Origin of the sequence: Xanthomonas sp. MLO165 (assembly GCF_018831305.1) — a bacterium.
GTDB classification, from domain to species: Bacteria; Pseudomonadota; Gammaproteobacteria; order Xanthomonadales; family Xanthomonadaceae; genus Xanthomonas; species Xanthomonas arboricola.
This window is the reverse complement of record NZ_CP029263.1, coordinates 1,417,117-1,437,796: the sequence shown is the minus strand read 5'-3', so window position 1 is coordinate 1,437,796 and position 20,680 is coordinate 1,417,117. Positions and strand designations below refer to the sequence as shown.

General features: G+C 66.4%; 17 protein-coding genes and 1 other RNA gene. 13 read left to right on the top strand and 5 right to left on the bottom strand.

The window, feature by feature from the left end; all coding sequences use genetic code 11:
- Positions 1-147: 147 nt before the first annotated feature.
- The gene (gene ccsA / locus DGN21_RS06215; protein ID WP_016901491.1) at positions 148-939 is read left to right on the top strand and encodes a cytochrome c biogenesis protein CcsA; all 792 of its coding nucleotides are present in this window, start codon (positions 148-150) and stop codon (positions 937-939) included.
- A gap of 52 nt (positions 940-991) precedes the next feature.
- Here the strand turns inward: ccsA and DGN21_RS06210 are convergent, their stop codons facing one another.
- On the bottom strand, positions 992-2,041 hold the full coding sequence (locus DGN21_RS06210; RefSeq protein ID WP_126965695.1) for an aldose epimerase family protein: 1,050 nt from the start codon (positions 2,039-2,041) through the stop codon (positions 992-994).
- A 239-nt stretch (positions 2,042-2,280) separates the two neighbouring features.
- On the opposite strand from DGN21_RS06210, the gene DGN21_RS06205 reads away from it, so the two are divergent.
- Positions 2,281-3,864, top strand: a complete 1,584-nt coding sequence (locus DGN21_RS06205; protein ID WP_160954603.1) for an alpha-L-arabinofuranosidase C-terminal domain-containing protein — start codon at positions 2,281-2,283, stop codon at positions 3,862-3,864.
- Between the two features lie 186 nt (positions 3,865-4,050).
- Here DGN21_RS06205 and DGN21_RS06200 read toward each other — a convergent pair whose 3' ends face one another.
- A complete protein-coding gene (locus tag DGN21_RS06200) occupies positions 4,051-5,016 on the bottom strand; it encodes a LysR family transcriptional regulator (RefSeq protein ID WP_126965694.1) in 966 nt (321 codons plus the stop codon).
- Positions 5,017-5,151: 135 nt separating this feature from the next.
- On the opposite strand from DGN21_RS06200, the gene DGN21_RS06195 reads away from it, so the two are divergent.
- The 3 genes from DGN21_RS06195 to DGN21_RS06185 all read left to right on the top strand — a co-directional run bounded on the left by DGN21_RS06195 (position 5,152) and on the right by DGN21_RS06185 (position 7,195).
- Positions 5,152-5,427 carry a DUF2798 domain-containing protein gene (locus tag DGN21_RS06195; RefSeq protein ID WP_126965693.1) on the top strand — a complete coding sequence of 92 codons (276 nt, stop codon included), beginning with the start codon at positions 5,152-5,154 and terminating at the stop codon, positions 5,425-5,427.
- Entirely contained in the window at positions 5,424-5,777 is a 354-nt protein-coding gene (locus tag DGN21_RS06190; protein WP_126965692.1) for a hypothetical protein, read from the top strand. The genes DGN21_RS06195 and DGN21_RS06190 overlap by 4 nt, the downstream gene beginning before the upstream one ends.
- A 68-nt stretch (positions 5,778-5,845) precedes the next feature.
- The gene (locus DGN21_RS06185; RefSeq protein ID WP_126965691.1) at positions 5,846-7,195 is read left to right on the top strand and encodes a glycoside hydrolase family 16 protein; all 1,350 of its coding nucleotides are present in this window, start codon (positions 5,846-5,848) and stop codon (positions 7,193-7,195) included.
- Positions 7,196-7,257: 62 nt separating this feature from the next.
- Here the strand turns inward: DGN21_RS06185 and DGN21_RS06180 are convergent, their stop codons facing one another.
- The gene (locus DGN21_RS06180) at positions 7,258-7,626 is read right to left on the bottom strand and encodes a response regulator (RefSeq protein ID WP_102581770.1); all 369 of its coding nucleotides are present in this window, start codon (positions 7,624-7,626) and stop codon (positions 7,258-7,260) included.
- Entirely contained in the window at positions 7,619-8,782 is a 1,164-nt protein-coding gene (locus DGN21_RS06175; RefSeq protein ID WP_046342045.1) for a PAS domain-containing sensor histidine kinase, read from the bottom strand. Before DGN21_RS06175 ends, DGN21_RS06180 begins: the two co-directional genes overlap by 8 nt.
- A 156-nt stretch (positions 8,783-8,938) precedes the next feature.
- Here DGN21_RS06175 and DGN21_RS06170 point away from each other — a divergent pair, with 156 nt between their 5' ends.
- The 6 genes from DGN21_RS06170 to trxC all read left to right on the top strand — a co-directional run bounded on the left by DGN21_RS06170 (position 8,939) and on the right by trxC (position 16,006).
- Positions 8,939-12,103, top strand: a complete 3,165-nt coding sequence (locus DGN21_RS06170; protein WP_126965690.1) for a response regulator — start codon at positions 8,939-8,941, stop codon at positions 12,101-12,103.
- Positions 12,076-12,927: a CheR family methyltransferase gene (locus tag DGN21_RS06165; protein ID WP_180970621.1), complete on the top strand. Its 852-nt coding sequence runs from the start codon at positions 12,076-12,078 to the stop codon at positions 12,925-12,927. The genes DGN21_RS06170 and DGN21_RS06165 overlap by 28 nt, the downstream gene beginning before the upstream one ends.
- A 5-nt stretch (positions 12,928-12,932) precedes the next feature.
- Complete coding sequence (locus DGN21_RS06160; protein WP_024938076.1) at positions 12,933-13,511, top strand: chemotaxis protein CheB; 579 nt, start codon at positions 12,933-12,935, stop codon at positions 13,509-13,511.
- Positions 13,508-14,638, top strand: coding sequence for a hybrid sensor histidine kinase/response regulator (locus tag DGN21_RS06155; RefSeq protein ID WP_126965689.1), 1,131 nt, complete (start codon positions 13,508-13,510; stop codon positions 14,636-14,638). Before DGN21_RS06160 ends, DGN21_RS06155 begins: the two co-directional genes overlap by 4 nt.
- Before the next feature lie 377 nt (positions 14,639-15,015).
- On the top strand, positions 15,016-15,381 hold the full coding sequence (locus DGN21_RS06150; RefSeq protein ID WP_046345870.1) for a DUF1428 domain-containing protein: 366 nt from the start codon (positions 15,016-15,018) through the stop codon (positions 15,379-15,381).
- Between the two features lie 178 nt (positions 15,382-15,559).
- The gene (gene trxC, locus DGN21_RS06145) at positions 15,560-16,006 is read left to right on the top strand and encodes a thioredoxin TrxC (protein ID WP_104576313.1); all 447 of its coding nucleotides are present in this window, start codon (positions 15,560-15,562) and stop codon (positions 16,004-16,006) included.
- A 157-nt stretch (positions 16,007-16,163) separates the two neighbouring features.
- Here trxC and DGN21_RS06140 read toward each other — a convergent pair whose 3' ends face one another.
- Positions 16,164-18,539, bottom strand: coding sequence for a TonB-dependent receptor (locus DGN21_RS06140; protein ID WP_126965688.1), 2,376 nt, complete (start codon positions 18,537-18,539; stop codon positions 16,164-16,166).
- Between the two features lie 108 nt (positions 18,540-18,647).
- On the opposite strand from DGN21_RS06140, the gene DGN21_RS06135 reads away from it, so the two are divergent.
- A non-coding RNA gene (locus DGN21_RS06135) (sX9 sRNA) lies at positions 18,648-18,724 on the top strand.
- A 249-nt stretch (positions 18,725-18,973) separates the two neighbouring features.
- Positions 18,974-20,623 (top strand): glycoside hydrolase family 43 protein, encoded by a 1,650-nt coding sequence (locus DGN21_RS06130; protein ID WP_126965750.1) that lies wholly within the window; start codon positions 18,974-18,976, stop codon positions 20,621-20,623.
- The last annotated feature ends 57 nt before the right edge of the window (positions 20,624-20,680 follow it).

The window sequence follows — 20,680 nt, the reverse complement described above, 5'->3', positions numbered from 1 at the left end:
CCCCTGCCCGCTCGCGCTCCGCCCCCAGCACGCCAGCCCACCTCCAGCCCCGCAGCTCGCAACTGCTTTCCCGATTCCCGATTCCCGATTCCCGATTCCCGATTCCCGATTCCCGATTCCCATCCCCCAATATGCGAAACTTCCACGATGACAATCGTTCTCATCGCGTTCGCCTTGTATCTGCTGGCCACGGCACTGCTCACCCGCTCGGTGCTGCGCGATGGCAACCAGGCGCCTGCACGCTGGCTGATCCCGGCACTGGCGGCCGTGGCGCTGCACGCCGGGTACCACGTGCTAGTGGCGCTGCGCACCGCCGGCGGGCCGGACATGCATTTCTTCGCGGCGCTATCGCTGTGCGGCCTGGGCATGGCCGCGCTGACGGCGGTGTTCGGCGCGCGCGGGCGCATGGCGGCGGTGGGCGTGGTGGTGTTCCCGCTGTCGGCAATCCTGCTGGCCTGCTATCACGCTTACGGCCACGAACCGAGCTCGGACCTGGGCTGGCGGCTGGAACTGCACGCGTGGATGGCGCTGCTGGCCTACGCCACGTTGGGCATCGCCGCGTTGCTGGCGATCATGCTGTGGCTGCAGGAGCGCGCCCTGCGCCGGCGCGACTTCCATACCTGGCTGCGCGCGCTGCCGCCGTTGACCGAGCTGGAGACGCTGCTGTTCCGCACGATCACCGTCGGCTTCGTGCTGTTGAGCCTGACCCTGCTGACCGGCCTGCTGTTCGTGCAGGACTTCCTGGCGCAGCGGCTGCTGCACAAGACCGTACTCAGCATCCTGTCGTGGATCGTGTTCGGTGCGCTGCTGATCGGGCGCTGGCGCAATGGCTGGCGCGGCACCAAAGCGGTGCACTGGACGCTGACCGCGATGGCGCTGCTGGTGTTGTCGTTCTTCGGCAGCAAGTTCGTGATCGAACTGGTGCTGGGGCCGCGCTGATCGCGTTGGCTCCAGGCCCGTCCAGGCCCCGCCGCCGCCACACCGCCCGCGCTCAGGCGTCCAGCGCAGCGCTCACCGCCGCCCACGGCTGATCCGGCCCCGGGCTGGCGAAGCGATAGGCGATGCGGCGGCGGTAGACCTGCCCGGGCCGCAGGATCGTCGACGGGAAATTGGGGTGGTTGGGCGCGTCCGGGTAGTCCTGCGGCTCCAGGCAGACGCCGCGGCCGAGTCCGGGATGGTGGTCGTCCAGATGCTGGCCTTCGTAGAGTTGCACCGCCGGTGCGTCGCTGCTGATGCGCAGCGCCACGCCACTGTGCGGCGAGTACAACTCGGCAACGCAATCGGCCCCGGCGGCCAGCACCAGGCATTGGTCGTAGCCCTTGCCGAGCACCACCTGCGGGTGCGACGGATCGCTTTTGTCGGCCAACGCGGCAGCATGGCGGAAATCGAACGGCGTGCCGGCGACCGAGGCGATTTCGCCGGTCGGAATCGATTCGGCATCCACCGGCAGATAGCGATCGGCCGGCACCCGCAGCACCTGCAGCGCGGCGCGCCGATGCGGGTTGCCGGATAGGTTGAAGTACGGGTGATGGGTGAGGTTCAACGCGGTGGCGGCATCGCAGTGCGCCTCGAAGTCCAGCTGCAGGCTGCGTCCTTGCAGCTGCAGCCGCGCACGCACCTGCAGATTGCCGGGATAGCCTTCTTCGCCATCGGGCGAGTCGTAACCGAGCAGTACCTGATCCGGTGCCTGCTCCAGCACGCTCCACACGCGCCGACCGAAGCCGCGCAGGCCGCCGTGCAACTGGTTGCGCCCTTCGTTGGCGGCCAGCGTGTGGGTGACCCCATCCAGCGTGTAGCGCGCGCCGGCGATGCGGTTGCCGAAGCGGCCGACCAGGATGTTGAGGCTGTCGCCATCGGCGGCGTAGGCCGGCAGATCCGGCAATGCCAGCAGCAGCGGCACCACCCCATGCTCGGTGGTCAGCCGCAGCGCATGCAGGATGCCGCCATAGGTGAGCACCTCCGCCTCCAGCCCGGCAGTGCTGCGCAGCGTGAGCGCGTGGACTTCGACACCGTCTGGCAACTGCCCGAACACTCGCTGCATGGATCGTCCTGCCGATACTGGAAGCTGGCGAGCATAGCGGGGGAGCGCGGTCGCCGACCATGCCCCGGCGCACATCCTGGCGTGCGATGCGATGATCGTGTCGGCGAGACCTACGCCAGCCCTGGCTGATTGATCGTGATGCAGCGACAACCTGCCATTGCAGGCACTAGGCTAGCGACGCGCCCGCCCCGCACCGGCGTGTGACCACCTCGATCGATCAGCACAGGAGCGCCAAGCCGATGCAGTGGATTTCCCCCGCTTTGCGAATCTCACCGGGACGGCTGTTGCAGGCTGTCGTTGGCGCGGCCTTGCTCGCCAGCGCGCTCGCCGCCCCTGCGGCCGAGGTCAAGGTGACCGGCACGCTGCGCGTGGACCAGCCCGGTGCGCAGGTGTCGCGGCAGCTGTTCGGCCAGTTCGCCGAGCATCTGGGCACCGGCATCTACGGCGGGGTGTGGGTCGGCGAGGACTCGGCGATTGCCAATACGCGCGGCTATCGCAACGATGTGCTGGCCGCGTTGAAGGCGATTGCAGTGCCCAACATCCGCTGGCCCGGCGGCTGTTTTGCCGACGAATACCATTGGCGCGATGGCGTCGGTGCGCCGGCCAAGCGCCCGGTCAGCGTCAACACGCACTGGGGCGGCGTGGAAGAGTCCAACCGCTTCGGCACGCACGAGTTCATGGACTTCACCGAACTGCTCGGCACCCAGGCCTACATCGCCGGCAATGTGGGCAATGCGGCGCCGGACGAGATCGCGCAGTGGGCCGAATACATGACGGCGCCGACCCGCTCGAGCCTGGCCAACGAACGCCGCGCCAATGGCCGCGATGCACCGTGGCAGGTGCCCTACTTCGGCGTCGGCAACGAGTTGTGGGGCTGCGGCGGCAACATGCGCGTGGAATACGCGGCCGACGTCTATCGGCGCTACCAGACCTTCGTCAAGGCCCCGGCCAATCAGAAGATCCTCAAGATCGCGCCCGGCCCCAACAACGACGATTACCACTGGACCGAGGTGATGATGCGCGAGGCCGGCACGCTGATGGACGGCCTGAGCCTGCACTACTACACCGTGCCCGGTGGCTGGCCGCCGCGCGCCTCCTCCACCGACTTCGACGAAGCCGCCTGGATCGACACCCTGTCGCGCACGCTGGTGATGGACGAGCTGATCCGCAAACACAGCGCGATCATGGACCGCTACGACCCGGGCAGGAAGGTCGCACTGGTGGTGGACGAATGGGGCACCTGGTACGCCGGGCTGCCGGACGCGAACCCGGGATTCCTGCATCAGCAGAACACGCTGCGCGATGCACTGGTGGCGTCGTTGAACATCGACATCTTCAGCGCGCATGCCGAGCGCGTGCGCATGGCCAATATCGCGCAGATGGTCAACGTGCTGCAGGCGATGATCCTCACCGACGGCGACAAGATGGTGCTGACGCCCACCTACCATGTGTTCGCGCTGTACAAGCCCTACCAGGACGCCACCCAGCTGCCGTTGCAACTAAGTACACCCGAGTATCGCCATGGCGATGTCCACGTGCCCGCAGTGCACGGCTCGGCGGTCAAGGCCAGGGATGGACATGTCTATATCGCCCTGACCAATCTGGATGCGACGTCGGCCGCGAACGTCAATGTGCAGGTGGATGGCCTGACGGCGCGCGGGGTGACCGGACAGATTCTGACCGGGCCGGCGATCACTGCGCACAACACCTTTACGCAGCCGCGCACGGTGGAACCCAAAGCGTTCGAGGGGGCACGCGTGCAAGGCAACGCAGTGACTGTCGCGCTGCCGGCGCGCTCGGTGGTGATGCTCAAGCTGGAGTGAGCGATGGCGGCGGCAGCATCAACTGCCGCCTTAGTCGTTGGTCGAGAACGACAACTGCGCAAACTGCGTCTTCAGCGTCGTTCGCTCTCAAGCAACGTGGCATCCATCACGCATCAGCACGTCACGCCCGCGTGCACCCTGTCGAACAGAGCACGAACCAGGCGCGCTCCAGATGTCAGATGCTGGCTACACCCCGGTCGCTGCGTGAGCCGGCGCCGGCGCGGGCTCGGCAGTACGCCATTGCACCGGCAGGCGTTCGAGCACGTGCTCCATGAAGGCGCGCACCTTCGGGGTGAAGTCGCGGCGGTCGGCGACGCAGAGGTAGATCCGCAGCGGCTCCGGTAATGCCTGGGCTGTGCTGCCGAGATCGGAGACAAACAGCGGCTGCAGCTCGCCGCGCTGCAGGTAAGGCTGCACGACATAGGCGGCCAGGCGCGCGATGCCGCCGCCGGCCGCGGCCATGGTGGCGAGCGCATCGATATCGTCGCTGACCATCGCCTTGCCCAGTTCCGGCTGGAAGCGCACGCCATTGCGCACGAAATTCCACGGCAGGCAGCGCCCGTCGACCGGGTAACGCAGCAGCAGGCAATCGTGATACTTCAAGTCGTCCGTGCCCTGCGGCGTCCCGCAGCGCGCCAGATACTCGGGCGCTGCGCACACCACCAGCGGCACCTGGGCGATGCAGCGTGCGACCAGGCCGTCTTCCAGCTGCGCTTCGATGCGCAGGCTGACATCCACGCTTTCCTGCGCGTGCTGCACCGCCCGGTCGGTGCACAGCAGCTCGATCTCCAGCTGCGGGTACTGCTGACGCAGGGCCGGCAGCATCGGGGCGAGCACGTGCCGCGCGAAGGCCGCGGTGCTGGCCACCCGCAAGCGCCCCGCCGGCGCCTGCTGCGGCCCGGCCACCGACTGGCGCGCGCGCTCCAGGTCGCGCTCCAGCTGCCGCACCTGCTCGAAGTACAGCGTGCCGCGCTCGGTCAGCGCCAGGCTGCGCGTGGTCCGGTGCAGCAGACGCACGCCCAGGTGCTGCTCCAGCCGCGCGATGTTCTGGCTGACCGCAGCCGCGCTGATCCCCAGCAGCTTGGCGCCTCCGGCAATGCTGCCGGCATCGACAGTACTGACAAAGCTACGGATGGACTGAAGAATGTTCATTGGTCAGGCGAGTATTACCAAAGGATTCGTAAGTTTTTCTTACGTAAGCCGCAAGGCTACGCGATCTACCCCGCCCGCGGTGGCGTCTCTACAGTGCTGCCCATCACGCCGATCCGCGGCAACCGAGGCCACTGCATGTCGTCATCTCCCCCCTCCTCCCCATTGCTGCGCCCGCGCTGGAAACTCGGCGTGCGCACCACCCCGTTCGTGTTCGCGTTCTATATGGCCACGATCATGGCCTTGCTGATGTGCCTGGTGATCACCGGCGCCAATACCGGCCTTGCCCCCGGCTACCTGTGGCGCGTGCTGGATGCCTACCGCATTGCGATGCCCACCGCGTTCTGCTGCGTGCTGGTGGTGCGACCGTTGGTGATACGGCTGGTGGCCTGGACGGTCCACGCCGGGCATTGAGTCTGGCGTATGCGGCATGCGCGAAACGCTGCCGCAGGCAATCGTGCCGATGCATCCGCAAGGCCATCGATGTGCCGCAGCACGCGGCTTGCCTGCCACGTTGGCATCCCCTGCGCCGTAGCCATTCCAAAGCCTGCCAACGCGTGCATGCGTTGGCGCTCGAAGCATCTGCCGGCTTGAACGCATTGAGCTGGACGCCGCAGATGCGGTCGCGCCCGCAACGAAACATCCGCAGCCAGCTGCTGCCACGCAACATCCGGCGCATGCAGTCTGCGACCGCCGTCATGCCAATGATGGATGATTCCGGAATGAACACCACGGAACTGAAACGCGCCACACAATTGCTTTGACACTGAAGTAGCCGCTGCGCAGCGTCACTTCTCCCTGGACTTCGGTCCACTTTTTGGAGACGCACGCAATGAACACGCTACGCAGTGTCGCTGTGCAGTTCGCCTTGCTATGCGCAGTGGCGATGCCACCAGGCGCACACGCGCAAACCCTGGTGTGGGAGGACAATTTCAACGGCCCCGGCATCGACGGCAACAAGTGGACCTACGACGTCGGCAACGGCTGTCAGATCGGCCTGTGCGGCTGGGGCAACGGGGAGATGCAGTACTACACCAGCCGCGCCGAAAACGCGCGCATCGATAACGGCCGGCTGGTGATCGAAGCGCGACGCGAAGCGTTCCAGGGCATGCCGTTTACCTCGGCGCGTCTCAAGACCGAAGGCCGCATGCACTTCAAATACGGCACGCTGGAGGCGCGCATCAAGACGCCGGTCGTGGGCAACGGGCTATGGCCGGCGTACTGGATGCTGGGCACCATCGGCGTGTGGCCAGGTCGCGGCGAGATCGACCTGCTGGAAGCCGGCATGGCCGCAGCGATCGCCAATGGCACCGCCAATCGCCGTATCGGCGCGGCGGTGCACTGGGACTACAACGGCCAGCAGGCCGACTACGACACCAGCTACACCAGCCCGGTGGATCTGCATGCCGACTTCCATGTGTACCGCATGACCTGGGACCCGCAGTTCATCCGCGTGTCGATCGATGGCCAGCAGTACTTCGAGTTTGCGATCTCCAATATCGAAGGCGCCTCGCTGCACGAATTCCATCAGCAGCAGTATCTGCTGCTCAATCTCGCCGTCGGCGGCGCCTATACCGGCATCACCTCGCCTGCGGCGGTGACCGCGCCGTTGCCGGGCAGGATGGAGATCGATTACATCCGCCTGTATCAAAACCCCGGTTCGCAGCTGTACGTGGGCGCGCAACACGCGGCGCCCGCAGGGCGCTTCGGCGTGTTCACCGAGCAGGCCGATACCAGCGGGCGACTCAACTTCGGCCAGGATGCCGAGCTGTATCTGTGGAACAACCTCACCCCGATTGCGCAGGCGCCGTTCGAAGGCAGCAACGTGATGGCCTACCGCGCCAATGCCGGTGCCTGGTATGGCCTGGGCATCCAGACCGACTATCGCAACATGGCCGCCTATGCCGGCGGCGCGCTGAAGCTGCACCTGAAAACCACCACGCCATCGACCTTCAAGATCGGCATCAACACCAGCTTTGGCGACAGCTGGGTGGATTTTGTCGCGGGCGGCAATCAGTACGGCCTGGTGCGCGATGGCGCCTGGCATGAGGTGAGCATTCCCTTCAGTGCGTTCTACGACCTGGATCTGCAGGCGGTCAAACAGATGTTCATGCTGGTGGCCGATCCGCCGGCTGCGCCAGTGGAGATCGCCATCGACAAGGTGTATTACCAGAGCCGTTGAGCAGCGCAGGCGCAGGACGCTCGGTCACGGCCCCTGCAGCGCAAGACACCCGCAGCCAACGCTCAGGCGTTGGTTGCCACGCCTTTCAACACATCGATCAGCTGACGCAGGCGATACGGTTTAGGCAGGAAATCCACCTGCGCCGGCAGCGGCGGCAATTGCGCCTTTGCAAACCCCGAGGCCAGGATCACCCGCGCCTGCGGCAGCAGCTGCGCCACGTGTTCGCTCAGTTCGATGCCCGACATGCCGTTGGGCATGCGGATGTCGCTGAAGACCACATCGTAGGGGCCGTTCTCGCGCAGCATGCGCAAGGCGGTGTGGCCGTCGTCGGCGGTTTCGACGGTGATGCCTGCGTCGCGCAGCGCCTCGCCGATCAGTTCGCGCAATTCCTGCTGATCTTCCACCATCAACAGACGCAGGGATTCAGTCATGCTCAGCCTCCTCGATGGCCGGGAGAAACAGGGTAACGGTGGTGCCGCGGCCAGGCGCAGTGTCCAGCTCGACGAAGCCACCGGATTGGGACGCAAAGCCGTGTACCTGGCTCAATCCCAGGCCCGAACCCTTGCCCACGTCCTTGGTGGTGAAAAACGGCTCACTGGCGCATTGCGCCACGTGTGCCGACATGCCGGGGCCGTCATCGCGTACGGCAATGCTGACGTAAGCGCGCGGCCGGCCATGCGGATCGGATGGCGCAGCACGCTGCTGTAGCGCCGTTTCCAGCACGATGGTGCCGCCGCCCGGCATGGCATCGCAGCTGTTGAACACCAGATTGAGCAAGGCCGCCTCCAGTTGGCCCGGGTCTACGCGGATATCGGGCAACTGCTCGGCGAACGCCAGCGACAGCACGATCCCGGCCGGACAGGCACGCCGCAGCAGCTCCAGCGAGCGCGTCACCACCGCGTTGGCGCCGTGGCGTTCGGGAATCAGCCGCTGCCCGCGCGCAAAGGCGAGCAGTTGGCGTGTCAGCAAGGTGCCCCGATCGACTGCCGTCTGCGCCGCGTCCACCAGCATGCGCGTACGCGCGTCGTCGCCGGCACGCAGCGCGATCAGGTCCAGGCTGGTCACCATCACGGTCAGCAGGTTATTGAAATCGTGCGCCATGCCAAGCGTCAGGCGACCCAGCGCGTCCACCTTCTGCGACTGCAGCAGGGCATGCTGCGCATGCTGCAACAGCTGCTGCGCCTGGTGCCGCTGGTCGATGTCGCAGGTGACCTTGGCAAACCCCACCAACACACCGAATTCCAGCACCGGCTCGATCGCCACGCTTGCCCAGAAGCGGCTGCCGTCCTTGCGCACCCGCCAGCCTTCGGTGGCAAAACGCCCCTCGCGTCTGGCGGTGTCAAGATTGCGGGCAGGTTCGCCGCCCTGCGCATCCTCCGGCAGATAGAAGCGCGAAAAGTGCGAGCCAATGATCTCGGCGGTGGTGTAACCCTTGATGCGCTCGCCGCCGGGATTCCAGCTGCACACGTGGCCGCCCGTATCGAGCATGTAGATCGCGTAATCGGACACGCTCTGCACCAACAGCTGGCACTGCCGGCTGTCGTGAGAAAGCGGCCCCGCACTGTCGACGGCCGTTTCCGCATCCATCACGCAACTTTCCCCCGGAAAAGCGCGCGACCATAGTGACGAGTGCGTGAAGGCTGCGTGCAAGCCGCCCCGGCTGCAGAGCGTCAAAATCCCGGCGATTTGCGCGTGAAAGTTATCGGCTACCATGACCGCCCTCCCCGTCCGGTCCGCGCCTTTATGCAGAACATCTCGACCACACGCGACCGCTGGGTGTGGGTGATCGCGGGGGCCTTGATGGCCGGAACGCTCGGCGTGGAACTGGTCACGCCGCTCGGCTATGCGGTGTGGCTGACCTATTTCGTCGCGGTGGGCGTGACGGTCTTCCAGAATCGCGTGCAGGTGCCCCTGGTGGTCGCCGCGCTCTCGTGCGTGCTGCTGGCCGTCGGTTTTCAGCTGGCGCCGTCCAGTACCAGCTCGAGTTTTTCCTCGATCAACCGCAGCATCGGCGGGGTGTCGTTCCTGGCGATGGCGCTGGTGGTGATGCAGGCGATCCGCGCGCGCCGCCAGGCCGAACTGGCGCTGTGGCTGCAGCAGGCTGAAAACACCGTTGAAGCCAGTTTGCGCGGCGATCACAGCCCCGACGATCTGGCCAATGCCGCCGTGCGCGCGCTGTGCGACACGCTGGATGCGCAGGTCGGCGCGTTGTATCGCATCGAGGGCGACCGCCTGCGTCTGACCGGCGGCGCCGCGCTGCCGGCCGATGTGTCCAGGACATTGCCGACCGATGCCGGCCAACTCGGCGAGGCCTTGCGCAGCGGCACGGTGCGCCGGGTGCGCGGTGTGGAAGCCGGACATCTGCAGATCGCCTCGGGCCTGGGCCGCAGCGCCTGCCAGGAACTGCTGCTGGCACCGGTCATCGCCGATGGGCGGGTGATCGGCATCCTCGAGCTGGGCCGCGCCGCTGCGCCGGGCACTGCCCGCACGCGCGAGGAAGAACTCCTCACGCGCTGCGGCGAGAACATCGGCCTGGCCTTGCGCACGGCATTGCTGCGCGCGCAGCTGGTGGCCCTGCTGGAAGAAACCCAGCGCCAAAGCGAAGAGCTGCAGACCCAGCAGGAAGAGCTGCGCGTGGCCAACGAGGAGCTGGAGGAACAAAGCCGCAGCCTGCAGCAATCGCAGAGCGATCTGGAACTGCAGCAAGCCGAGCTGGAACAGACCAACGTGCAGCTGGAAGAGCGCACCCAGGCGTTGGAAGCGCAGAAGCAGGCCTTGCTGATCGCGCAGAATCAGTTGGTGCGCAACAGCAACGAGCTGTCCACCGCCTCGCGCTACAAATCCGAGTTCCTGGCCAACATGTCGCACGAGCTGCGCACGCCGCTCAACAGCGCGCTGATCCTGGCCAAGCTGCTGTCGGACAACAAGGACGGCACGCTCAGCCCCGAGCAGGTGAAATACGCGCAGGCGATCCTGTCGTCCAACAACGATCTGCTGGCGTTGATCAACGACATTCTCGACCTGTCCAAGATCGAAGCCGGGCATGTGGAACTGGCCGACGAAACCGTCACCACCAGCTCGGTGCTGCAGCGCCTGCGCGAGACCTTCGAACCGCTGGCGCGCCAGAAGGGCCTGGCGTTGCAGCTGGCTGCCGAATCCGATGCACCGACGCAACTGGTCGTCGACAGCCAGCGCCTGCAGCAGATCCTCAAGAACCTGCTGGCCAACGCGATCAAGTTCACCGAGCACGGCAGCGTCAGCCTGTCGATCCAGGCGCACACGCCGGGCCGGGTGCTGTTCAAGGTCAACGACACCGGCATCGGCATCGCGCACGAACAGACCGAGATCATCTTCGAAGCGTTCCGTCAGGCCGATGGCAGCACGCGCCGTCGCTACGGCGGCACCGGCTTGGGCCTGTCGATCTCGCGTGACCTGGCCCAGCGCATGGGCGGCAGCATTCGGGTGGACAGCCAGCCCGGACGTGGCAGCTGTTTCACGCTGGAATTGCCGATCGACGGCGCGCCGGCCGAGCTGGTCACCGCAGCACAGGCCAACGCGGGTGCGCTGGCGATCGGCGCCACGCCGTTGTCGCAATCCGCCAGTGGCACGGCCATGGCCTCGCGCCTCGATGGGCGTGCAACGGGTGCGTCCACGGGGATGCCGCTGCCGATTCCGGCAGCCGCCGCCCCGCCGCTGCAGCGCGCCGACGATGATCGCGACCAACGTACCCGCCCCGGCCGACTGATCCTGGCGGTGGAGGACGAAGCACGCTTTGCACAGGCGCTGGTCGACCTGGCACACGAGCTGGACTTCGATTGCGTGGTGGCGCCCAGCGCCGAAGAAGCGCTGCGCCTGGCCGCCGAACTGCGCCCCAGCGGCATCCTGCTCGACATCGGCCTGCCGGATGCGTCCGGCCTGAGCGTGCTCGAACGCCTCAAGCGCGATCCGGCCACGCGCCATATTCCGGTGCATGTGGTGTCCGCGCTGGAGCGCAGCCAGATTGCGCTGGAACTGGGCGCGGTGGGCTATCTGATCAAGCCGGCCACGCGCGAGCTGCTGGCGGGCGCGATCCGTCAACTGGAAGACACCAATGCACGCGCGGTGCGCCGCCTGCTGATCGTCGAAGACGACAGCGCGCTGCGTGCGAATCTGCAATTGCTGCTGGCGCGCGATCAGCTGGAGATCATCGCAGTGGGCAGCATTGCCGAGGCGATGCAGCAACTGGCCGGCTCGACCTTCGACTGCATGGTCACCGATCTGGCGCTGCCCGACGGCAGCGGCTACGACCTGCTCGAGCGCATGGCCGGCAACGACGCAGTCGCGTTTCCGCCGGTCATCGTCTACACCGGGCGCGCGCTCACCCGCGACGAGGAACAACGCCTGCGCCGCTATTCCAAGAGCATCATCATTAAGGGCGTGCGCTCGCCCGAACGCCTGCTCGATGAGGTGACGCTGTTCCTGCACAGCGTGGAAGCCTCGCTGCCCAGCGACCAGCAACGCCTGCTGCGCGAAGCGCGCCGCCGCGACGCGGTGCTGGACGGCGCCACCGTGCTGCTGGCCGAGGACGACGTGCGCAACATCTTTGCGCTCTCCAGCGTGCTCGAGCCGCTGGGCGTGACGCTGCAGATCGCCCGCAACGGCCGCGAGGCGCTGGAACATCTGGCCAAGCACGAAGTGGACCTGGTGCTGATGGACATCATGATGCCGGAGATGGACGGCCTGACCGCGATGCGCCAGATCCGCGCCAATCGCCAGTGGCAGGATCTGCCGATCATCGCGCTGACCGCCAAGGCCATGGCCGACGATCGCGAGCGCTGTCTGGAGGCCGGTGCCAACGACTACATCGCCAAGCCCATCGACGTGGACAAGCTGGTGTCGCTGTGCCGGGTGTGGTGCTCGCGGCAATGAACGCGGTTGAGCTGTTCGACCTGGAGCTGCGGGTGCTGCTGGAAGCGGTCTACCAGCGCTACCACTACGACTTCCGCGATTACGCGGTGTCGTCGCTGCGCCGGCGCATGCGCCACGCGATGGCACGCCTGGAGTGCGCGCGCGTGGCCGATCTGCAGCACCGCCTGCTGCACGAACCTGACACCTTCGCGCAGGCGATGCAGTTCTTCACCGTGCAGGTGTCGGAGATGTTCCGCGACCCGGCCTACTTCCGCGTACTGCGCGAGCATGCGGTGCCGGTCTTGCGCACCTATCCATCGATCAAGCTGTGGGTGGCCGGCTGCAGCACCGGCGAGGAAGTCTGGTCGCTGGCGATCCTGTTGCACGAAGAAGGCCTGCTCGAAAAGGCGGTGATCTACGCCACCGACATCAATCCCGAAGCACTGGGCATGGCCGAGGCCGGCGCCTTCGGCATCGACCGCATCGCGCAGTTCAGCCGCAATTACCTGGATGCCGGCGGCCGCGGCTCGCTCTCGGATTACTACACCACCGCCTACGATGGCGCGGTGTTCGATCGCCGGTTGAAGCGCAATATCGTCTTCGCCGACCACAGCCTGGCCACCGATACGGTGTTCTCCGAAGTACACCTGGTGTCGTGCCGCAACGTGCTGATCTATTTCAACCGCAGCCTGCAGGACCGTGCCGTGGGCCTGTTCCACGATGCATTGGTGCACCGTGGGTTCCTGGGCCTGGGCAGCAAGGAGTCGCTGCAGTTCGGTGCGCATGCGCAGGCGTTCGAAACCGTGGCGCGCGAGCAGCGCCTGTTCCGCAAGGCGGCGGCATGAACGCAATGCACGCGGCGGCGGCGCAGTTCGACGCGATGGTGATCGGTGCCTCGGCCGGCGGTGTCATGGCCTTGCAGGCGCTGCTGTCCAGCCTGCCTGCAGACCTGCCGATGCCGGTGCTGGTGGTGTTGCACCTGCCGCGCGACCGCACCAGCCATCTTGCCGAGCTGATGGATGCACGCTGCGCCTTGCCGGTGCGCGAGGCCGAAGACAAGCAGCCACTGCTTGCCGGCAGCGTGACCATCGCCCCGCCCGACTACCATCTGCTGGTTGAAACGCGCGACAGCCTGGCGTTGTCGATGGATGCACCAGTGCTGTTCTCGCGCCCGGCGATCGACCCGCTGTTCGAATCGGCGGCCGACGTCTTCGGGCAGCGCCTGCTGGCGATCCTGCTCACCGGCGCCAGCAGCGACGGCAGCGCCGGCGTGGCGGCGGTGCGCGCAGTCGGTGGCACCGCATGGATCCAGCGCCCCGACGATGCCGCCTCACCGCTGATGCCCGCCTCCGCTCTCGCCTATGCTGGCGCCGATGCGGTGCTCACCCTGCAGGCGATCTGCAGCCGACTGGAAGCCTTTCACCCATGAATCTCACCGCGACCGGCCTGGCTGCGCACAGCAATGGCGACGAACCCGCCAAGCTGCTGATCGTCGACGACGTGCCGCAGAACCTGGTGGCGATGGAAGCGCTGCTGCAGCGCGACGGCCTCCAGGTGCTGTGTGCCGCGTCCGGCGCGCAGGCGCTGGAGCTGCTGCTCGAACACGATGTGGCGCTGGCGCTGCTGGATGTGCACATGCCGGAAATGGACGGCTTTTCGCTGGCCGAACTGATGCGCGGCTCGCAGCGCAGCCGGCATGTGCCGATCATTTTCCTGACCGCATCGCCGAACGATCCGATGCGCGCCTTCCAGGGCTACGAAACCGGCGCGGTGGATTTCCTGCACAAGCCGATCGAGCCGCACGTGATCCTGAGCAAGGTCAATGTGTTCATCGAGTTGTACCAGCAGCGGCGCCTGCTCAAGGCACGCAACGCCTCGCTGGAACGCGCGCTTACGCTCAACGAAACCATGATGGCCGTGCTCACCCACGACCTGCGTACGCCGCTGTCGGTGATCCTGCTGTGCGCCGACAAGCTCGGCCTGGATGTGAAGGCCGATGGCTCGGCCGCACGCACGCTCGATCACCTGGAAAACAGCGCGCGGCGGATGGCACGGATGGTCGAGCAGTTGCTGGATTTCTCGCGCCTGCGCAGCGACGGGCTGTCGATGCAGTTCGGCCCCTGCAATCTGGGCGAAGTCACCCACAGCGTGGTGGGCGAAGTGGCGCAGGCCAACCCGCACACGCCGATCGACCTGCGTACCGAAGGCGATCTGGACGGCGATGGCGACGGCGATCGCCTGGCCCAGGTCGTGTCCAACCTGGTCGGCAATGCGGTGCTGCATGGCGGCAGCCAGCCGGTGCGGGTGCATCTGGACGGACGCGAACGCGACACGCTGCGGCTGTCGGTGCGCAATGTCGGGCGCATCCCGGACAGCCTGATGCCGCGCCTGTTCGAGCCGTTCAAGGCCAGCTTCCATACCAGCCAGGGCCTGGGGCTGGGCCTGTTCATCGCCGACCAGTTCGTCAAGGCGCACGGCGGCACGCTGCAGGCACGCAACGAAAACGGCGACGTGGTGTTTGAAGCCGTGATGCGGCGACACAATCTGGCCGCGTAATCGCGGCCAACGGGGCGACAAGCATCACGCCGGGCGTTCGCCGCGGCACCCGGCAAGGCGTGCGGGGTGATCGAAACCCATGCAATCCCGATGCTGGCGGCCTGTCGTAAGCCCCGCCCATCGCGGCAACATAATCCCTCTGACGAACTCATCCAAGACGCCTCACGCAGCGCGCGGCGCATGCGGTCCGACAACGGAAGCCGGCACGAAAGCGGTTTGCATCGTCATGCGGGCGCGACCAGTGCCCGCATGACGGATGCGCCGTATGCTCGTACTCCACGCCCCGTCCCGGCGCAGCGTTCCAGCCTGTTTCGATCGCACCAGCATCTGTCGTCATCATCCGGCGCACGCCGTGCGCCATGTCCGAGGAGGTGGTCATGTCGTATGTGGATGGATTTGCACTCGCGGTACCCACGGCCAACAAGGCCGCGTTTCTGGAACATGCCCGCATGGGCGATGCCATCATCATCGAATACGGCGCGCTGCGCGTGGTGGAGTGCTGGGGCGATGACGTCCAGCATGGACAACTGACCGACTTCCACCGCGCGGTCGCTGCCGGCGAGGACGAAACCGTGGTGTTTTCGTGGATCGAATGGCCGGACAAGGCGACCCGCGATGCGGGCATGCGCAAGATGATGGACGACCCGCGCATGGACCCGTCGGTCAACCCGATGCCGTTCGATGGCAAGCGACTGATCTACGGCGGCTTTGTTCCGATCCTGAGCCTGGGACAATCGGGCTGAGCACTGCAGCGCGCACGCGTATCTGTCTTTCACGTGCGCGCTCCCCCCCGGTGTTGCGGAAGTGGCCGACGGCACCGGGTCTTCGGCGTTGGCCGTTACACTGGCCGCATGCAGCCGCGCTCGCCGCCCACGATGCGCGGGCGCAGCGACTGTATTGCCTGCCACCGGAGACCACCGCATGACCGACGCACCGCTTTTAATCGCCTGCCCGAGCTGCGCTGCGATGAACCGTGTTGCAGCTGCGCGTCTGCGCGATGCACCCAACTGCGGCAGTTGCCACAAGCCCTTGTTCCTGGGCACGCCGGTGGCGCTGTCGGAGGCCGATTTCGATAAGCATGCGGTGCGTAGCGCGCTGCCGTTGGTGGTGGATTTCTGGGCGCCGTGGTGCGGGCCGTGCCTGAGCATGGCGCCGCAGTTTGCCGCAGCCGCGGCACTGCTCGAACCGCAGGTCCGGCTGGCGAAGGTCGATACCGATCTGCATCCGGCGCTTGGCACGCGCTTCGGCATCCGCAGCATCCCGACCTTGCTGGTCATCCGCGGCGGCAGTGAGCTGGGCCGTCACTCCGGCGCGGTGAGCAGCGCGCAGATCGTCAGCTGGGTGCAGTCGGTGTTGCGCAGCCGTTGATACAAAAAAACCCGCTGCATGATGCACGCAGCGGGTCTGTTCTACGTTCTACGATCGGCATCACTGCGGCACACGCGCAGTGATGCAGTCGATCGATCAAGCACCGGGAGCGGCTGACCAGAGCACTGTGCAGCCGCTGGCGACTTTTCAGTCGCTCTTACTGCCAGTTGACGTTGACCGACACGCCCACCACGCGCGGCTCGTTGTACACCGCCGCCATGTAGTTTTCGATCACGCCCTTGACGTTCTTCTCGTTGGTGATGTTGCGCGCAAACGCCGCCACCTCCCACGCGCCATAGCCGCCGGTGTAACCGAGCTTGAGGCCGCCTTCGAAATTGCCGTTGGCGCGGAACTCGGTGGAGTCGTACAGCACGAAGCTGGTTTCGCCCTGCTTGTTCCAGTCGGTGGAGACGAAGAAGGCGCCATCGTTGCCCACCGGAATGTCGTAGCGCGCGGCCAGGTTGAGGTTGTACTTGGGCGCGTTGGGCAGCGGGTTGCCGTCGATCTGCGCAAAGGTGTTGGCACCGACGCGGATGGTCGGGTCGTTGACCGTGCACACCACCACGCCGTTGAGCGCACAGGCCTGCGCGTAGACGCGATCGTCGTGGATTTCGCTATGCAACAGGCTCAGGCCGGCGGTTAGCGACAGGTTGGAGATCGGGCGCCAGTCCAGATCCGCCTCCAGGCCGTAGGCCTTGGCCTTGTCGGCATTGAACAGCACGCCATTACCGTCCGAGTCGTTGCCGTTGAGCTGGATGTCGTCCACCGTATAGGTGAAGCCGCTGACGTTCAGACGCAGGCGGTTGTCGAACAGGCTGCTCTTGATGCCGGCTTCCCACGACAGGATGGTTTCCGAATCGGCGGTGGTGAAATCCGAATTGAACACCGCGCTGCGGCCCTGGATGGTCGGGCCGCGGAAACCGCGTGCCACGCGCGCATAGATGCTCAGCTCGGGATTGATTTCATACATCGCGCTGAGATCCCAGCTGGGCTGGGTGTCGGACATGCGCACGTCGCGACGGCCGCGATAGGTCACCGCACCGGCGGCGGTATCGGCGGTCTTGAGCAGGCGGGTTTCCTTGCTGTCCTTGGTCTGGCGCAGACCGGCAGTCAGGGTGAGCGCGTCGGTGGCCTTGTAGCTGAGCTGCCCGAAGCCGGCCCAGGAGGTATTGGTGTTGCGCAGGCGCACCCAGTTGTTGGGGTTGCGCGCGGCGGTCTGCAGGAAATACGCCCGCTGATAGAAATCGGTGGTGTCGCGCCCGTCGAAGTAGAACGCGCCCACCTGCCATTGCAGAGCGTCGTCGCCTTCGCTGGCCAGACGCAGTTCCTGGGTGTACTGGTCCAGGTCGCGGATCTGCCCCATCGACTGGCCGAAGCCGTTCGGCACGCCGTTGACCGGGTAGTTGGCCGCTGCGCCGCCATCGGTGTCGCCACGGCTATAGCCGGAGGTGGTTTCGTAGGCGGTGATGGAGGTCAGCGACACGCCGCCGAAATCGTAGATCGCCTTGATGGAGCCGCCGTCGGTCTGATACGCCTGCGGGTTGTCGTGCGCCTCGTCGTAGGCCACGCGATCGCGCGGCACGTCGACCTTGTCGCTGCCGCGCGTGACCGCATTGCGCAGGAACAACGTGGAGGTGCCGTCGTAGTCGCGCGTATGCACCGAGCCCAGCAGCGAGAACGCGTCGTTGGGCTTGAGCAGCAACTGCAGGCGCGCATTGCGGTCGTTGTAGCCGCCCATTGCATCCTTGCGCGGGGTACGCGTGCCGTCGGCGCTGCTGCCGGCGAAGGTGTTGTCCACCCAGTCGTCGCGGTGCTGGTACAGGGCCGACACGCGGAACGAAAGCACGTCGTTGATCGGCCCACCGAAGCCGCCATCCAGCGACACGGTGTTGTAGCTGCCGTAGCTGGCATCGACGCGACCGGTGTAGGTATCGCCAGGTTTGATGGTGTCGAACTTGACGATGCCGGCGGTGGTGTTGCGGCCGAACAAGGTGCCCTGCGGGCCGCGCAGCACTTCGACCTGGTCCACGTCGTAGACCGGGTTGGACTTGAGCACCACGTGTTCCAGCACCACGTCGTCCTGGATGATGGACACCGGCTGCGAAGCGCCGAGGTAGAAATCGATATTGCCCAGGCCACGGATATAGAAGCGCGGGAAGATGCGCCCGGTGGTGGTCTCGGCATAGAAGCCCGGCACGCGGCCGGACAGCGCCAGCAGCGTGTCGTCGCCACCGGCGGTGAACTCGCGCATCGCCGCGCCCTGCACCACGCCCACCGACACCGGCACTTCCTGCAGGTTCTGCTCGCGGTGTTCGGCAGTGACGGTGACCGTATCCAGCGCGGTCGGGCTGCCCTCGCCCTCGCCCTGGCGCGTCGGCGCCTGCTGCGCAGAGGCAGCAGCGGCCAGCGAGGCAAGCAGCAGGCCGGCGCAGGCACGCGCCAGCGGCGTGCGCTGCAAGGCGGCGCGACGGCGTGCGGGTGCGTGCGTGGTGGCGGACGTCAGGGACGCGGAGACAGACGAGTACAACGACATGCGAGATGATCCTTGGGTAGGTGACGCGAGGGGTGACACGGAGGCAAACGTGGCGATCAACATGGCTGCGCGGCGATCAGTCGGGCACGGCCGGTACTTGGAATCGGCACGTCGCACTCGTACACGCCGGTTCCTCCCCCACCGTCCGCACCCACCTGACACCTGCTCGCCACGTGTTGTTGGCCACTCCAGCGTCCGTCGGCACCGGGCATGCCGGCCGACGACGCAAGGTGGCGCCGCGCGCACGATATGTCAGCAATGTTGCAGCTCTATGGCAAGCGTGTCGTTGCGCACATGGCCGCCGTTGCAGAGCCATGCCGCGGCGCGCGCCAGGCATTTCGAAACGGCATGCCTGCGCTGGCCGCGTGCTGTCATGCTGGCGCCATGCGGACGCGCTCAGCGGAGAGGAACAGAGCTTGAAACGACTTGGATGGATGGCGGGCGTACTGGCCGCAGTGAGTTGTCAGCTGGCGCAGGCCGGCAGCGCGGTGATCAGCCGGATCGACTACCAGGGCGATGACGGCGGCCCGATACCGACCGCGGCACAGTACCGCAACCCGGTCGTGGCCGGTTTCCATCCTGACCCGTCGGCGGTCCGCGTCGGCGACGACTTCTATCTGGTCAACTCCAGCTTCGGCTATTTCCCCGGCCTGCCGGTGTTCAAGAGCCGCGATCTGGTGCACTGGACGCAGATCGGCAACGCGATCGATCGCCCCGATCAGATCAAATACGGCAACGACGAACTCACCCGCGGCCTGTTCGCCGCCAGCATCAGCCACCACGACGGCACCTTCTACATCGCCAACACCTGTTTCTACTGCGATGGCGGCAATTTCCTGATCACCGCCAAGGATCCGGCCGGGCCCTGGTCGGACCCGATCTGGCTGGATGCCAAGGGCATCGACCCATCGCTGTTCTTCGACGACGACGGCAGCGCCTGGCTGGTCAACAACGATGTGCCGGCAGGCAAGCTGCGTTACGACGGGCACCGCGCGATCTGGCTGCAGCGACTGGATCTGGCCAGCATGAAACTGGTCGGCACGCGCCAGGTACTGGTGGATGCGGGCTTCCAGCCGGCCAGCAACCCCGAGCATATCGAGGGCCCGCACCTGTTCCGTCGCGATGGCTATTACTACCTGACCGCAGCCGAGGGCGGCACCGGCGAGCAGCATGCACAGATGATCTACCGCAGCCGCCAGATCGCCGGGCCCTACCAGCCCTGGAGCGGCAATCCGGTGCTGACCCAGCGCGATCTGGACCCCAGCCGCAGCGCGCCGATCACCTCCGCAGGCCACGCGCAATTGGTCGAATTGCAGGACGGCTCCTGGTGGGCGGTATTCCTGGCCACCCGCCCGTATCAAGGCAACCACTACACCCTGGGTCGCGAAACCTTCCTGCTGCCGGTGCAATGGCGCGACGGCTGGCCGGTGATACTGCCGCACGGCACGGCTGTGCCTGCGGTCGCCACGCGCCCGCCGCTGCCGGCAGGCACGCAGGACGCACCCACCAGCGGGCCAATGCAGTGGAGCGAGCATTTCCAGGACGCGCGCGTGCCGATGCAATGGATGACCATCCATCCGCCAACGGCGCCGTGGTATGTCACCAGCCCGCAGGGTCTGCGCATCACGCCCTCGAGCGTGGCGCTGGGCGATATCGGCCGCGGGCAGCCGGCGTATCTGGGCCACCGTCTGCAGCATCACCACGCCACGCTGGCGGCGACCGTCGATGGCAGCACGCTGGCAGCGGGCGAACAGGCGGGGCTGGCGATCGTCGCCAGGGAAACGCATTACCTGGCCTTACTGCTGGTGCGCGAGGATGCCGGCATGTCGGTGGTGCTGTCGCGCCGCGCCGGGACGCAGGAGCCAGGCAGCGGCACCGTGCTGGCGCGCGCGCCGCTGGCCGATGCAACCCAACCGGTCACGCTGCGCTTTGCCCTGGATGGCGCACGCGTGCATGTGGATTACGCAGTCGGCAGCGGCCAGTGGCAGACGCTGCTGGAACAGGGCGATGCCCGCATGCTCAGTACCGACAGCGCCGGCGGTTTCCTGGGTGCCACGTTCGGCCCGTACGCGGACGCGCAGTGAGCGCACGCACGCCAACGACACGCCGGTGCTGCCGGCGCACTGCACAGGCATCCACTG

What these genes read in the sequence shown, in the direction of transcription:
- DGN21_RS06200 (WP_126965694.1), bottom strand. Translation starts at nt 5,016, where the DNA reads ATGAACATTCTTCAGTCCATCCGTAGCTTTGTCAGTACTGTCGATGCC.
- DGN21_RS06180 (WP_102581770.1), bottom strand. Translation starts at nt 7,626, where the DNA reads ATGACTGAATCCCTGCGTCTGTTGATGGTGGAAGATCAGCAGGAATTG.
- trxC (WP_104576313.1), top strand. Translation starts at nt 15,560, where the DNA reads ATGACCGACGCACCGCTTTTAATCGCCTGCCCGAGCTGCGCTGCGATG.
- DGN21_RS06140 (WP_126965688.1), bottom strand. Translation starts at nt 18,539, where the DNA reads ATGTCGTTGTACTCGTCTGTCTCCGCGTCCCTGACGTCCGCCACCACG.
- DGN21_RS06210 (WP_126965695.1), bottom strand. Translation starts at nt 2,041, where the DNA reads ATGCAGCGAGTGTTCGGGCAGTTGCCAGACGGTGTCGAAGTCCACGCG.
- ccsA (WP_016901491.1), top strand. Translation starts at nt 148, where the DNA reads ATGACAATCGTTCTCATCGCGTTCGCCTTGTATCTGCTGGCCACGGCA.
- DGN21_RS06170 (WP_126965690.1), top strand. Translation starts at nt 8,939, where the DNA reads ATGCAGAACATCTCGACCACACGCGACCGCTGGGTGTGGGTGATCGCG.
- DGN21_RS06150 (WP_046345870.1), top strand. Translation starts at nt 15,016, where the DNA reads ATGTCGTATGTGGATGGATTTGCACTCGCGGTACCCACGGCCAACAAG.
- DGN21_RS06185 (WP_126965691.1), top strand. Translation starts at nt 5,846, where the DNA reads ATGAACACGCTACGCAGTGTCGCTGTGCAGTTCGCCTTGCTATGCGCA.
- DGN21_RS06195 (WP_126965693.1), top strand. Translation starts at nt 5,152, where the DNA reads ATGTCGTCATCTCCCCCCTCCTCCCCATTGCTGCGCCCGCGCTGGAAA.
- DGN21_RS06130 (WP_126965750.1), top strand. Translation starts at nt 18,974, where the DNA reads ATGGCGGGCGTACTGGCCGCAGTGAGTTGTCAGCTGGCGCAGGCCGGC.
- DGN21_RS06155 (WP_126965689.1), top strand. Translation starts at nt 13,508, where the DNA reads ATGAATCTCACCGCGACCGGCCTGGCTGCGCACAGCAATGGCGACGAA.
- DGN21_RS06175 (WP_046342045.1), bottom strand. Translation starts at nt 8,782, where the DNA reads ATGGATGCGGAAACGGCCGTCGACAGTGCGGGGCCGCTTTCTCACGAC.
- DGN21_RS06160 (WP_024938076.1), top strand. Translation starts at nt 12,933, where the DNA reads ATGCACGCGGCGGCGGCGCAGTTCGACGCGATGGTGATCGGTGCCTCG.
- DGN21_RS06205 (WP_160954603.1), top strand. Translation starts at nt 2,281, where the DNA reads ATGCAGTGGATTTCCCCCGCTTTGCGAATCTCACCGGGACGGCTGTTG.